Source organism: Chthoniobacterales bacterium (assembly GCA_018883245.1).
Taxonomy (GTDB): Bacteria; Verrucomicrobiota; Verrucomicrobiia; order Chthoniobacterales; family JACTMZ01; genus JACTMZ01.
The window spans coordinates 1-13849 of record VEQL01000051.1 but is presented as its reverse complement, the minus strand read 5'-3'; the positions used below and the strand labels follow the sequence as shown (position 1 = coordinate 13849).

Here is a 13849-nt window from a genome sequence, read left to right as displayed (position 1 = left end):
ATTATGCGCTGGCCACCGGGACGACGTTGATGGCATACATCGGCTCTCTCGCCTTGGTCCGTCTTTGCATTTGGGCCATTAAGTTGATTCCTTTCAAGGCAACTTGATGTGTAAGGAGCCTATTTTTCCAACGGGGAACGACCATGATTGCGATTTTCGAGGGCAAGATCGGCGGCGGCAAAACGTATTTGGCCGTCTCGCGCATCCTTGCGCATCTGGGCCGGGGTGGTTCCGTTTTTACGAATGTCGAGCTCAAGCTTGATGGGTGTGCCGCGTATGTCGCAAAGCATTACGGGGTCGAGCTCGATCCGGCTGCCGTTCGCTTTCTCGATGAGTCGGAAAGCTGGAATTTTCACAAGTATCTCAAAGCGGGCCAGGGATTAAATACCTTGTGCGTCATTGATGAGGCTCATTTGTGGTTCAACGCCCGTGATCATGCGGTGACAGCCGCGACGAAACGCGAGCTCATCACGTTTCTTTCTCAGAGCCGCAAGCTGAAGGTCGATGTGATTTTCATCGTGCAGGCCGCGGAAAATCTCGATGCACAATTCCGGCGTCTGGCGCAGGAAGTCTGGCGGATGAAGGATTTGCAGCGCTTCCGCGTTCCGCTTCTTAACATTTCTTATCCTTGGCCTCACACGTTGGCTTTTCGGTTGGACAACGGAAATTTTCAAGTGATGGAAAAAAAGCTTTTGCGGCGAAGCTCGGACATTTTTGAGGCATACAACACAAACGCTCTTTTGCGTCCCGTGGAGTTCGCGGGCGAGGTTCAAGGCGTTCGCCAGTTGAAACGGGTTCAATCTGCCCGTTCGGACCGTTGGGCGGCCTTGTTATCGTGGCAGCCTTCTCAAGGTCTTCTTGCCTCCCTCGGTTTTGTGACCGTGATCGTCCTTCGCGTTGTTTATGGGTAGAGTTTTCCTCGTCGCTATTGTCGTTGGTCTCTTGTGGGGCGGATACAAAGTCTATCAGTCGATCACGGGTTTGACTGATGGCGAAAAACTGGCTCATCGTTATGAGAAGGCCGATCGGGTGCGGGAAAAGCCCGTCGAGCCTAAAATGCCCGAGGATTCGCCACCTGTGCCACCTGCGCCCCCTGCCGCTCCGCACAAGGAGCCTTTGGCGGTGTTGGCTGCTTGTTCGGAATTTCTGCTTGTGGAAGCTTGGGGCATTGTTCGCTCCGGCGACCAATTACCCGACGGTAGTTCGCTGTTGTCTTGGACAAGTCGGGATGCTGTCGTGACGCAGCCCGACGGCAGTCCCGGGCGCCTGCGTTTTCGGCGTCCTGCGGAGGCTATGGCCGAGTTCGAGCGTAGTTTGTCTGATGGTTCACGGCCGGCGGCTTTTGCATCTTTGACAGGAGCAGAAGAACAAAGCAAAAAAAGAGCCCCATGACGATTGCGTTGCCGAGGATGTAAATTGACGCTCCCTTGTTGCTCAGTTTCTTTTCGTGCCGCATGGGTGCAAATCTGCGGCGAAGGCCCCCGGACACTATGGCAAAAAAGATGATTCCGAAGAACAACGGCAGCCAAGGCATTTGCACGGCTATGGCTGCTGAGTCGTTCATCAGTTTTCCGGATTGTTCGGGCGGTTTCTCGGGCGTCAAGCGTAAAAGCTGGCAAAAAGTTTTTTACCGATTTCTAAAAGAAAAGTTTGCTATATGTCATGTATAGTGGCGAACCCTGCCTTTGCCAGCTTTAGAAGCCTATGAAGGCCTTGAGGTCGATTGCCTCCTGCTGGGCTCGGGCGCCCCGGAATTTTGGCTGGCAAGTCTTCTATTCCTCACTGTTTGCCGGCATGTTCGTGCTGCCCAATTTGGTTCGGACGCCGAGCTTGGTCATGATAGCCGTTGCTGCAGTGGCTGGGGTTTGGATCGCTGGTTGCATCGGGCGCTTCGTGTCTGTGGCGCGATCTGACGAGTTGATGCTATGCGGGTCTGCCGCTCCACTTGTGGTCGGTCTCTGGACGTCCGGCATGCGCATTGCGTTCATTTGGACCCATCGCTCCCTTTCCAATCTGCTCCTGCCGGACTCAACCCCCGGGGGCTTTCTTGCGTCCTGGCTTTTGGAGATCCTGCTTTTGGTCGTGCCCGGAGTCTGGTTCCTGCGCGGCAATTACCGCTCCCTCGAACCAGCGCCCACCCTTCGTCAGCATCCGGCGGCAAGCCGCCCTTCGTCGCGAAGTAAACGGACATAGTCATCGACTGCCTCCCGCCATCCGCGCATGGGATGTCCGAGCAGCGCTTCGATACGACTGCAGGACATCGGGCTGTAAACCGGCCGTTTTGCTGCCATGGCCTTGATGTCGGCAAGCTTGAGGGGCTCGACCAATCGTGTTTTCACCGGGACGCCGATCTTCGCCGCTGCATCGATCGCTTCCTGAGCCCATTGTTGCCAGGTGCAGACTCCGCTGTTGCACAGATGATAAATGCCTCCCGGCGCGCCATCGCGAAGGAACGGTCGTAAGCCCTCCGCCGCATCACGTGTGTAGGTCGGCGAGGAATACTTGTCGGCCACCGCCCGAACCGGTTCTCCGCGCAGTGCGGCGTGAAGCGCCTTGTCGATGAAGCTGTCGCGGTCCGGTCCGAAAACCCACGCGACTCGAATGACGGCATGATGTTCGCCCGCGGCCATCACGGCCACCTCTCCCCGCCTTTTGGTTTCGCCATACCAAGAGACGGGCTGCGGAATGGCCTCCTCGGCGTAGGGTGATGCGGCATCGCCGGAAAAAACGTAGTCCGTGCTGATGTGGACAAATCTTCCGCCCGCGGCGCTTGTTGCCTGCGCAATCACTCCGGGTGCCGTTGCGTTGACGGCTTCCGCCATGTCGCGCGATGTTTCACATTCGTCCACATTCGTCATCGCCGCGCAATTCACCACGACGTCCGGACGCTCGCTCCGGATCATGCCGGCGATGGATGCGGGTCGGGCTAAGTCCGCTTCGCTCCGTCCATAAGCGCTAACTTCGCTATCCGCGGCCCAGGTGCGCGCCAAGGCCGCCCCGAGTCTCCCTTTTGCTCCGAGGATAAAAACTTTGGGTTTGTCCATGAAAACTCGGTTGCCTGCCGGTTGCCGCAGTGTCAGTGCCCTTGTGCGGTGAACGCGCCGAGCAAAAACCCGTGCAGTTCCTGCTCGAGGATATCGAGCTGGCGGTCCTCGGAGCGGATCTTGAGGAACCACTCCATGCTTTCGTGCATGAGGCGCAGGCCAAGGACGAGGCAGAATGCGCAGTAAAAACGCGCGTGGACCTGGTGCGAGTCCAACTGCGGCAGCGAGCGCTGCAGTTCGTCATGATAGCAGTCGAGCACGTCTTTGTAGAACACGCGATGGATCTGCGAAAATCGCTTGGGGTCGTCGATCATCATCTGCGCCACGAGGCGCACCATGATAGCGCGGTTGTTGCGCCCCTGACGCAGGGCCTTGAGCATCGGATCAACCAAGGCCGACACCAAGTCCCGCACGGGGATTGCCTGCCGCCCGTGCTTTTCGCGCAGCTTTTTCAGCCGATCCAGCCTCTCCGCGTTGATCGGGGTCAGCCGCCTGTCGGCGAGCGCATGGATCAATTTGTCCTTGGATCCGAAGTGATAGTTGACGGCCGCGAGATTGACGCCGGCGAGCAGCGTTACATCCCGGAGCGACATGCCATGGAACCCGCTTGCCGCATAGATGCGCTCGGCTGCACGAAGGATACGTTCACGCGTTGATTCGGCGGACTTTTTTGGCATACGGACGTTTGAAGGGCTTTGCAATATCCGTAGCGCAAGCGCGGTTGCGGTCAATCCCAGTCTTGGCCCGCTGGCGCGAAAGACTTAATTTTCCGTCGTGGCATCGCAAAACACTCATCCCGACACGGCCGATTTGCGCCAGGAATATACACGTTCCGGGCTGCGCAGAGCCGATCTTGCTGAGGATCCGGTGGCACAGTTCCGCAAATGGTTTGGCGAGGCGATTGCGGCGTCTTTGGTCGAGCCGAATGCCATGGTGCTGGCCACCAGCGACGGTGATCGTCCGAGCACCCGGACCGTTCTGCTCAAGGCTTACGACGAACGGGGCTTGGTGTTTTTCACCAATTACGGGAGCCGCAAAGCGACGGACATCGCCGCGAATCCGCGCGTGAGCCTGCTCTTTCCTTGGTATGCTCTCGAGCGCCAAGTCGGGATTCTGGGCCGGGCCGAGCGCATAAGTGCCGCGGAAACGCTGGCTTATTTCACCTCGCGTCCCCGTGGCAGTCGGCTCGGTGCCTGGGTTTCCCAGCAGAGTTCGGTCATCTCATCGCGCAAACTGATCGAGATGAAGTGGGACGAGATGAAGCGCAAATTCGCCCAGGGCGAGGTGCCCCTGCCCTCCTTCTGGGGCGGATTCCGCGTTGTGCCCACAGAGTTCGAATTCTGGCAGGGGCGCGAGAACCGGCTGCACGATCGTTTCCGCTACTCGCGGAGCGAAAAGGGCTGCTGGGAAATCAAGCGCCTGGCTCCCTGAGGCAAGCCTCGACGCCACAAAAACCGGCGATTACCCTGATTGTTTTCAATATGGCTAAAACCACTGCTCCTGTCGGAAACATGGTCATTGCCCAGAGCGGCGGACCGACCATGGTCATCAACCAGAGCCTCATCGGCGCGGTCCTCGAGGCGAAAAAGCACAAACAAATCAAAAACATCTACGGCTCCCTGCACGGGATCGCCGGTATTCTCGGCGAAAACTTCATCGATCTGCGCAAGGAGAACGCTGCCACCTTGGAAGCCGTGGCCAAGACACCTTCTTCCGCGCTCGGCTCGGTGCGCAAAAAACCAACCAAGGACGACTGTCTTGCTATCTTCAAAGTCCTGCAGAAATACGATGTCCGCTACTTTTTCTACATCGGCGGCAACGACACGGCCGAGACCACGCACATCATCAACGAGGAAGCCAGGGCCAACAACTACCCGCTGCAGTGTTTTCACATTCCCAAAACGATCGACAACGACCTGCGTGAGAACGACCACACACCGGGCTTCGGAAGCGGCGCACGTTTTGTCGCCGAAGCCTTCATGGGCGACAATCTCGACAATCGCGCGCTGCCGGGCGTGAAAATCAACGTCATAATGGGCCGGCATGCAGGGTTTCTCACCGCTGCCGCGGCGCTGGCGCGTGTTTACCCCGATGACGGCCCCCACCTCGTTTATTTGCCCGAGCGCCCGTTCGACGAGGACCGCTTCGCCAAGGATGTCGAGGCGGTTCACAACAAGCTCGGACGTTGCGTCGTCGCGGTGTCGGAGGGTATCTGCGACAAACATGGCACCGCTATCGCCGCCAAGCTGAGCAAGGAAGTTGATTCGCACGGGAATGTGCAACTCAGCGGTTCCGGTGCGCTCGGCGATCTTTTGGCGGGAATCATCAAGTCGAAGACCAAGATTTCCCGTGTGCGGGCCGACACCTTCGGTTATTTGCAGCGTTCGTTTCCGGATGTTGCTTCATCCGTTGATTCCGCCGAGGCTCGCGAGGTTGGCAAGCTGGCTGTCCGTCATGCTGTTGCCGGCAAAACGCAGAGCGGTTCGGTGACCATCAACCGCAAGCCCGGCAAAAAATATGCGCCCGTTTACGGATTGGTTGAACTCCGCAAGGTGTCCAAAGAAACCCGCCATATGCCCGACAAGTTCATCGCCGAAGCCGGTAATGATGTGACGTCGGCTTTCATCGCCTACGCCAAACCGCTGATCGGAAAACTGCCGCAGATCGGCCGCTTCAAGGCCGTGCGCGTTAAGAAAGCGAAATAAACCTCGGCGCTGCAGCTACGCGGAGTCGGCGCCCTCGCCGACAGTCGTCAAATCGCGTGCGCCTGGAGGGCGTCAAGGGGCACGATGGACAACGCGGCTTCATTGGTGGCCTCGAGGTTCACCCGTGGGGCCATCCCGGCTTCGTAGGCTTCGAGCCATCGCCCCGCGCACAGGCACCAGTGGTCCCCGGGCCTGAGTCCTGGAAAATCGTATTGGGGAACGGGCGTTGAAAGGTCGTTGCCGCGCGCCTTCGAGAAGGCGAGAAATTCAGCGGTCATCACCGCACAAATGGTGTGGGATCCATGATCCTGCGCGCAGGTGTGGCAATGTCCATCGCGGAAGAATCCGGTCTGAGGGTCGAAGCTGCACGGTTGCAGCGGACCGCCAAGAACATTGCGCGGACTTCCGCTCCCCTCGCCCTGTTCCAAGTCGCGGATCATCTTTTACCAGCCGAGAATAAGGGCGAAGATCAAAGGGGCAACAATGGTGGCGTCGGACTCAACAATGAACTTTGGCGTGTCCGCGGCCAATTTGCCCCAAGTAATTTTTTCGTTGGGGACGGCGCCGGAATAGGACCCGTAGCTCGTTGTGGAATCGCTGATCTGGCAGAAATAGGCCCACACCGGAATGTCTTCGAGTTGGAGATCTTGGTGCAGCATGGGAACAACGCAGATCGGAAAGTCCCCGGCAATACCGCCGCCGATCTGGAAAAAGCCGACCGGTGTCGGAGCGGTGTCCTGATACCATTTTGCCAACTGCATCATGTATTCGATGCCGGTGCGGACCGTGTGGACGTTTTTGATTTCGCCGGTGATGACGTGGGACGCATACATGTTGCCCAGTGTGGAGTCTTCCCAACCCGGAACGATGATCGGTATGTTTTTCTCCATCGCGGCGATCATCCATGAGTCCTTGGGATCGATCTGATAATACTTCTCCAGCGCCCCGGATTTGAGGACGCGGTAGAAGAACTCATGCGGGAAGTAGCGTTCGCCGGACGCGTCGGCCGCCATCCATTGTTCGAGCACAGCTCCTTCGAGGCGGCGCATCGCCTCCATTTCCGGGATGCAGGTGTCGGTGACGCGGTTCATGTGGCGGTCGAGCAGGGCCTGTTCGTCAGCCGGAGTAAGGTCGCGGTAATGCGGCACGCGCTCGTAGTAGTCGTGGGCCACGAGATTGAAGATGTCTTCCTCGAGGTTCGCGCCCGTGCAGGAGATGATGCTCACCTTGTCGCGCCGGATCATCTCGGCGAGAGAGAGGCCGAGCTCGGCTGTGCTCATCGCTCCTGCGAGGGAAACAAGCATTTTGCCGCCGCTGTCGATGAGTTTGCCGTAGGCATCCGCGGCGTCGATGAGGGCCGCGGCGTTGAAGTGGCGGTAATGATGGCGGATAAAATCGGAGACGGGTTTGCTCATGGTAAAAATCAGATTGTGACGTGGAAGGATTCGCCCGGTTTGACCGAGCGGCAAAACGCGGCAAGCAGTTTCGCCATGGCCGACAGATCGTCGAGATCGATCACCTCGACGGGCGAATGCATGTAGCGGTTGGGCAGTCCGAGAGATGCCGTCGGAATGCCTCCCCGCTGGAGGAAGAAAGCATCCGCATCCGTTCCCGTTCGGCGCGGATTGGCCTCTCGCTGCACCGGGATCTTTTCCTTTGCCGCGACGTCGAGCAGGCGTTGCACGACCAAGGGATGATTCGAACTGCCCAGAGAAATGACCGGGCCTTTGCCGAGCCGGACGTCGCCATGTTTCGGCTTGGAGCAATTCGGGATGTCGGTTCCATGGGTGACATCGACGACCAGCGCGATATCGGGCTTTAGCGCGTAAGCTGCCATCGTCGCGCCGTAAAGTCCGTTTTCCTCCTGAACGGTCGAAACGGCTGTCACGCGACAGGCGGGAGGCTTTTTCGAAAGCAGGCGCAATGCCTCGCCGGCGGACCAGACGCCGATGCGGTTGTCGCAGCCCCGGGCGGCAACGCGGTTGTTTTCCAACCTTTCGAAGCCGTCCGCGTAAGTGATCGCATCCCCCACCCGCACGTGCTTGCCGGCTTCGGCTTTCGAGGTGGCACCGATATCAACATACATCTCGTGCAGTTCGGGCACCTTCTTCCGGTCGTCGGGTTCTTGCAGGTGGATCGCGAGCGAGCCGGTCACACCGGGGATCGATCCCTTGGGCCCGTGGACACGCACACGTTGTCCGCGGAAAAGCGCGCGGTCGACGCCGCCGATGCCCTGAACGAAAAGGAAACCGTCGTCATTGATGTGCGAGACCATGAAACCGAGTTCATCGACGTGGCCGGCGAGCACGACATGGGGGCGTTGATCGGATTCCCCCAGTCGGGCGAAGGCGTTGCCGTAGGCATCGGTCCGGAATTCATCGCAATGCGGACGCAGGTAGTCGGCCCAGACGCGTTGCGCGGCGATCTCGAAGCCCGACGGCGAAGGCGTATTGATGAGGCTTTCGAGAAACTGAAGTGCGTCCTTTTCCACAGGCCCATCATGCAAATGCCGGGCCTCCGGGGCAAGACCTCGACGAGGTGCGCACATTTGTCCACAGTGCCGACTTGATGAATTTTTGCAGGAGCACGCTCCGCGAGCTTCGCCCGACCGTCCGACTCGCTACGCCGATCACCGCCGGCCAAGTCGGCCAGATGCTGATGGGTGTCGCGGATACAATCATGGTCGGCCACGTCGGCACGCTTGCGCTGGCGGCATGCGCATTTGCCAACAATATCCTGCTTGTGGTCGCGGTTGCGGGATACGGGGTTTTGACGGCGGTCTCGGTCCGCGTCTCGCATGCCCACGGTGCCGGTGTGGAGCCTGCCATGGCGCGTGCGCTGCATGCGGGAACAACGATTGCACTTTTGGGCGGAGTTGCGGCGGCGGCTTTCCTGCAGGCGATTTATCCGCTGTTTCACCACCTCGGGCAGGCGCCGGGAGTTGTCGAGGAAGCGCGCGGCTATCTGGTCATTGTCGGTTGGTCACTCGTCCCCGCGTGGATAACCGCGGCCGGGCGGAATTATCTCGACGCGCAGTCGCGCCCTTGGCCGGCATTCTGGATCATGCTCTGCGGCGTGCTTCTCAATGTGTTTCTCAACTGGATCTTCATATACGGCAAGCTGGGTGCTCCTGCCCTCGGCCTCACGGGCGCGGGGGTGGCGACATTTTTGAGTCGTCTTGCCACTGCGGGGGCTCTGGCGTGTTTCATCCGCTTCAGCCGGTCCCGACCTTGCGAGCCCGTGCGCTTCACAAGATCGCTTTGGCAGGAACAAGTCGAAGTGCTGCGCCTGGGTATGCCGGCCGGACTCCAGCTTCTTGCCGAGATCGGGGCCTTCACCGTGGCTGCGCTTGTTGTCGGCCACATCGGCGAGATTTCCCTGGCCGCCCACCAGATCGCCATAACGTGCGCTTCATTGACCTTCATGTTTCCCCTGGGAATCGCCATGGCATCGACGGTGCGCGTCGCCCAGGCAATCGGCGCCGGCCGCCGTGACTTGCTTCGGCCCATCGCCGCGGGCGCCTGGGCTGCGGGCCTGGTTTTCATGACGGCCTTCGCCCTGATTTTCCTTTTCGCCAATGAGGCGATCGCCGCCATGTTCGTGCGGGATCCGGCGGTGATCGCGCTGGCCGCTTCGCTGCTTGTCATCGCGGGAATTTTCCAGCTCGTCGATGGTGTGCAGGTCGTCGGTTCCGGTCTGCTGCGTGGCCTGCGGGACACGAAAGGTCCCATGCTCGTGACGATCGCGGCCTACTGGCTCGTTGCGTTACCGTTCGGCTGCTGGATGGCAATCGACCGCGGCATGGGAGCAAAGGGCATTTGGATCGGTCTGGCAATCGGTCTGGCTGTTGCCGCCGCAATGCTCGTGCGGAGGTTTCTCTGCCGGACGAATCAGTGACTCAAGGCATACGCCAAGTGCGGCGTGTAAAGTTTGGGCTCGAGCAAGAAAGAGTCGTGCCCTTTTTCCGAATGCACGGTCAGGCGGAGGTGCGGGACATTCGCTTTCTTCAGTTCGGCGCAGATCTCGGTCTGGTAATCCGGGTAGAAGCAGCAATCGCTGTCGATGCTGAACACCAGGTAGTGCTGGTTTGTGCATCTGGCGAACAAAGGCTGGACACCGGCTTTGCGGGCGTCCTCGTAAAGGTCGAACTGCTGCCAAGCGTCGATGATCCGGAGATAGCTGTTTGCATCGAAGCGCTTCACGAACTTTTGGCCCTGGTAGAGCATGTAGCTTTCGAGAACGCTGGAGATCTCATACCACGGCAGATTGACCTCGGGCTGGACGATATCGACGCGCGCCCGTTCCTCAATAACATCGGCATAAAGAAACGTTTTGTGGCTGATCATGCGCGCCAAGGCGAGGCCGTGGACCGGACCGGGGGTCCCGTAATAGTCGCCGCCAAGGAAATCCGGGTCGCGGGTGATGGCGATGATCTGCTCGAGATTGTGCATTTGCTGCAGGCCGTGAGAACGCAAGCCCGTGCCGATCGTGATGACGTTTTTGACTCGCCCGGAATAGTGGACGGCAAGATCGATGGCCATCATTCCGCCGAGCGACGTTCCTACCACGGCATGGAGGTTTTCGATCCCGAAATATTCCAGCAATGGCAACTGCGAACGGACGATGTCGTGCACCGTGACCCGCGGAAAATTGCTTCCGTAAGGTTTTCCCGTCGCGGGATCGGTCGAAGACGGACCCGTGGAGCCGTAGCAACCGCCAAGATAGTTCGCGCAGATGACAAAATATTTGGTCGTGTCCAACGCGCGCCCCGGGCCGATGAAGCCGTCCCACCAGCCCGTGTGCAATTCGTCGGTCCAACGTCCGTCGAGTCCGGGAACGGACCTGTTTGTTCCGGCGGCATGCTGGCTGCCGCTCAGCGCGTGGAAGAGCAGTATTGCGTTGCTGGCATCCGCGTTGAGCGTGCCGTAGGTCTCGTAGGCCAAGGTCACGGCAGGCAAGCGGCCGCCGTCGGTGGTGACGAACGGATCCGCCGCGCTGCCGAAAGTCAGAAACTGCGTTTCGACCGTTCCGACGCTCTTCGACATGGTCTCCCTAATTTGCGGCTGCAGCGAGAGCCTGATCGATGTCTTCGATCAGATCGGCTGGATCCTCGAGGCCAATCGAAAGGCGGATCAGTTCCGGCGTGATGCCGCCCGCGCGCTGCTGTTCCTCGTTGAGTTGGGAGTGCGTAGTCGTGGCCGGGTGAATGGCCAGACTTTTGGCATCTCCGACGTTCGCCAAGTGAGAGAACAGTTTGAGCGATTCGATGAACTTCTTGCCGGCGGGGGCCCCGCCTTTGATGCCGAATACGACCATAGAACCGCCTTTGCCATGGAGATATTTCTTGTTGAGTTCGTGGTAGGGATCCCCGGGGAGACCGGGAAAGCGAACCCATTCCACGTCTTTGTGCCCCTTGAGATGCTTGGCCACCGTCAGCGCGTTGGCGCAGTGCTTTTCCATGCGCAGCGGCAGCGTCTCGATGCCTTGCAGGAACATCCAAGAGTTGTCCGGCGCGATGCACGCGCCGAGATTTCGCAGCGGGACGGTGCGCATGCGGAGGATGAAAGCCAAGGGCGCCAGCGGCGCCGGCAAGTCATGGCCCCAGCGGAGCCCGTGGTAGCTGCTGTCGGGCTTGTCGTAGAGTGGATGTTTTCCCCCGCCCCAGTTGAATCGTCCGCTATCCACCACCACGCCACCGATGCCGGTGCCGTGTCCGCCGAACCACTTGGTCAGCGAGTGGACTACGATGTCGGCCCCGAAATCGAGAGGCTTGGTCAAATAGGGCGTGGAGAACGTCGAGTCCACGACGAGCGGAATCCCGTGGTCATGGGCGACCTTCGCGACTTTCTCCAGGTCCACAACCTCGAGCGCCGGATTGGAAACTGTCTCGACAAAGAGGGCGCGGGTCTTGCCGTCGATGGCTTTGGCGAAGTTTTGCGGATCGTTGGAATCGACGAACTTAACCGTGATACCCAGTGCCGGAAGGATGTCGTTGAACTGCGTGTAGGTGCCACCGTAGAGATTGCGGGCGCTGACAATATTATCGCCGGCCGACGCGAGGTTGATGATCGAGTAAAAAACGGCGCTGGTGCCCGAGGCGACTCCAAGACCTCCCATTTCGGGTGCGCCTTCCAGGAGTGCGACGCGCTTTTCCAGCACGTCGGTCGTGGGGTTCATCAGGCGCGTGTAAATGTTCCCAAGTTCGCGGAGGGCGAAAAGGTTGGCCGCATGTTCCGTGCTTTTGAAAACGAACGAACTGGTGCGATACACCGGCACGGCGCGTGAAAGTGTCGTGGGCTCGGGTTGCTGTCCGCCGTGGAGGCAAAGGGTGTCGAATCTCATGGCTCTCGAATATGGGTTGAAAAGAAGGCTGATAGTTTACCTTGCGCGCGGCAAGTCAACCGGAAAGGCAGCGCATTGAGGGTTTCAGCGCAGGTATTTGAAACTTCCCTTGGGCGCAAAGCGTCCGACATTCGCATCGGGCGCCCGTGCGTCGCGCGTGCTCGGATCCATCGGGAGAAAGTCGCATGATCCGTCGGCAAACGAAACCATTGCTTGTCCGTTGTGTCTGAAATGGACTGTTACTTCTTTTTGGTCCAGGCCGTAGAACTCTTCGATGACTGCCTCTTTTTGGAACGGATAAACCTGCGCCGATGTTGCAAAGACAACAACCTTCCCAGGCTGCTGCAGTTGCAAAGACGACATCGGCTGCTTGCCGCCCGGCGTCGTGATCCAACTGTTGGCAAGAACCACATTGTAGCCGACGCCGATATAGCCGAATTCAAACTTCGGTTTGAAGGGCTTGCCGGTGAAAGCAAAACTCGGATCAGGCACAAAGTTACGCGGCAGGTATTGGCCCAAAGGACCGCGCTGCATGTCGATTTGTCGCTTGCCCTCTGGCTTGCCCTTGCTCGATGAGGGCTCCAGACCGAACCAGTAGAAGTCGCCCTCGCTCGTCTTCGTGAGATACGGCCAAAAGCGGTAGTTGTTCTCGGCCAAGTAAGCCATGCCCCCGGCTGAAAGCTGCCGGATGTTGTTTGCCGAAACCGCGAGGGAAGATGAGCGATAAGCAGCACGCACGGCGGGAACCGCAACGACTGCGAGTATCGCGATTATCGCCAGAATTACCAGCGACTCGACCAAGGAAAATCCATTCAGCCGCTCACGAGAATTCATCGGCGTGGAGTTTTCAGCTTCGTCGCGAGCGCCAGGCTCAAGGTCAGCACAAGGAGTGCGAGTGAACTCGGTTCGGGCACCGCAGCAACAGCCTGTGCGAAGGCGCGGGGATCGGCGATTCCGTCGCTCTGAGCGAAGCCCACCCACATTCCGTCAGACAGCACCAGATCCGACATTCCCACCTGGGCTTGGGTAAAAGAACTGCTCCAGAGTCCCGTGCTATCCAACGAATAGATCGTCGGATAAGTTCCATCGCCGAAATAGTTGTTTTGGATAAATCTTATGCTCTGGCTCCATGGCGAAGGCAGTCCGTTTTGATCATATCTGATGGTGTTAACGAAGTAGCCGCGAGGGTTGGCAAAGAAACTCACGTCAACCGACAAGCGCATATCTGATCCGGCGAGCGGTGATGGTGCGTTGGATCCGGTGATGGCGCCCGCCAGCGCAAAAAGCATCGAATCGGCGGTGCTGATTCCGTTCCATTGGTAGCCCCATGCAATCGACGAGGGAGTGACTGCATTAGAAAACTCCAAAACGAGGGCAGCACGGTTTGTGCCCGATCCCGCCCAGTATTGGATGTCGTCAAACGAACTTACCGTGATCAGTTGCGACCACGACGTCAGCGGTGCTGCGAACAGCAGAACCAGAACTATTTTTCGCATCGGTTGTCTCTTCCTTGTTATTTGTGGGCAAGAGAGACCCCGATGGCGCGGCGCGATACCGCGGCAACAAAGACTGCTCCCGCACGCTTCATTTTTTGCGATGAAGTTTTTTCGCGCGAGGCTACCCGGCCACGCACGCGTCGAGGACCTGCAAGAAGATGTTCGGACTCCCGGTTTGTGATTCCCCGTGGAATCGCCTTTCCCCTCGCCTTCATCCGAAGTTCATCGGACTGGCTTTGCTCCCGTCTACGCGGGATGGAGG

General features: G+C 58.9%; 13 protein-coding genes and 1 pseudogene. 5 read left to right on the top strand and 9 right to left on the bottom strand.

Annotated elements, in window-relative coordinates:
• The first annotated feature begins 143 nt into the window (after positions 1-143).
• Together FGM15_12400 and FGM15_12395 are read left to right on the top strand one after the other, a co-directional pair.
• Positions 144-911, top strand: a pseudogene (locus FGM15_12400) (hypothetical protein).
• Positions 904-1392 (top strand): hypothetical protein, encoded by a 489-nt coding sequence (locus FGM15_12395; GenBank protein ID MBU3666658.1) that lies wholly within the window; start codon positions 904-906, stop codon positions 1390-1392. Before FGM15_12400 ends, FGM15_12395 begins: the two are co-directional and overlap by 8 nt.
• A 752-nt stretch (positions 1393-2144) precedes the next feature.
• Here the strand turns inward: FGM15_12395 and rfbD are convergent.
• Together rfbD and FGM15_12385 are read right to left on the bottom strand one after the other, a co-directional pair.
• Positions 2145-3044, bottom strand: coding sequence for a dTDP-4-dehydrorhamnose reductase (rfbD, locus tag FGM15_12390; GenBank protein ID MBU3666657.1), 900 nt, complete (start codon positions 3042-3044; stop codon positions 2145-2147).
• A gap of 32 nt (positions 3045-3076) precedes the next feature.
• Entirely contained in the window at positions 3077-3721 is a 645-nt protein-coding gene (locus tag FGM15_12385; GenBank protein MBU3666656.1) for a TetR/AcrR family transcriptional regulator, read from the bottom strand.
• 97 nt (positions 3722-3818) lie between these two features.
• On the opposite strand from FGM15_12385, the gene pdxH reads away from it, so the two are divergent.
• Both pdxH and FGM15_12375 read left to right on the top strand, forming a co-directional pair.
• Entirely contained in the window at positions 3819-4475 is a 657-nt protein-coding gene (gene pdxH, locus FGM15_12380) for a pyridoxamine 5'-phosphate oxidase (protein ID MBU3666655.1), read from the top strand.
• Positions 4476-4525: 50 nt separating this feature from the next.
• Positions 4526-5749, top strand: coding sequence for a 6-phosphofructokinase (locus tag FGM15_12375; GenBank protein ID MBU3666654.1), 1224 nt, complete (start codon positions 4526-4528; stop codon positions 5747-5749).
• 47 nt (positions 5750-5796) lie between these two features.
• On the opposite strand, the gene FGM15_12370 is transcribed toward FGM15_12375, so the two are convergent.
• The 3 genes from FGM15_12370 to FGM15_12360 are packed head-to-tail and all read right to left on the bottom strand — an operon-like array spanning position 5797 to position 8297.
• A complete protein-coding gene (locus FGM15_12370; GenBank protein ID MBU3666653.1) occupies positions 5797-6189 on the bottom strand; it encodes a DUF2237 domain-containing protein in 393 nt (130 codons plus the stop codon).
• Positions 6190-6192: 3 nt separating this feature from the next.
• Positions 6193-7164 (bottom strand): deoxyhypusine synthase, encoded by a 972-nt coding sequence (locus FGM15_12365; protein ID MBU3666652.1) that lies wholly within the window; start codon positions 7162-7164, stop codon positions 6193-6195.
• Between the two features lie 8 nt (positions 7165-7172).
• Positions 7173-8297, bottom strand: coding sequence for a M42 family metallopeptidase (locus FGM15_12360; GenBank protein ID MBU3666651.1), 1125 nt, complete (start codon positions 8295-8297; stop codon positions 7173-7175).
• Positions 8298-8317: 20 nt separating this feature from the next.
• On the opposite strand from FGM15_12360, the gene FGM15_12355 reads away from it, so the two are divergent.
• Complete coding sequence (locus FGM15_12355) at positions 8318-9646, top strand: MATE family efflux transporter (protein MBU3666650.1); 1329 nt, start codon at positions 8318-8320, stop codon at positions 9644-9646.
• On the opposite strand, the gene FGM15_12350 is transcribed toward FGM15_12355, so the two are convergent.
• The 4 genes from FGM15_12350 to FGM15_12335 form a co-directional block, all read right to left on the bottom strand.
• A complete protein-coding gene (locus FGM15_12350) occupies positions 9640-10794 on the bottom strand; it encodes a homoserine O-acetyltransferase (protein ID MBU3666649.1) in 1155 nt (384 codons plus the stop codon). The two genes, FGM15_12355 and FGM15_12350, sit on opposite strands and share 7 nt — an antisense overlap.
• A 7-nt stretch (positions 10795-10801) precedes the next feature.
• Positions 10802-12091 (bottom strand): O-acetylhomoserine aminocarboxypropyltransferase/cysteine synthase, encoded by a 1290-nt coding sequence (locus FGM15_12345; GenBank protein ID MBU3666648.1) that lies wholly within the window; start codon positions 12089-12091, stop codon positions 10802-10804.
• 84 nt (positions 12092-12175) lie between these two features.
• Positions 12176-12925: a hypothetical protein gene (locus FGM15_12340; GenBank protein ID MBU3666647.1), complete on the bottom strand. Its 750-nt coding sequence runs from the start codon at positions 12923-12925 to the stop codon at positions 12176-12178.
• Positions 12922-13587 carry a PEP-CTERM sorting domain-containing protein gene (locus tag FGM15_12335; protein MBU3666646.1) on the bottom strand — a complete coding sequence of 222 codons (666 nt, stop codon included), beginning with the start codon at positions 13585-13587 and terminating at the stop codon, positions 12922-12924. Before FGM15_12335 ends, FGM15_12340 begins: the two co-directional genes overlap by 4 nt.
• Between the last annotated feature and the right edge of the window lie 262 nt (positions 13588-13849).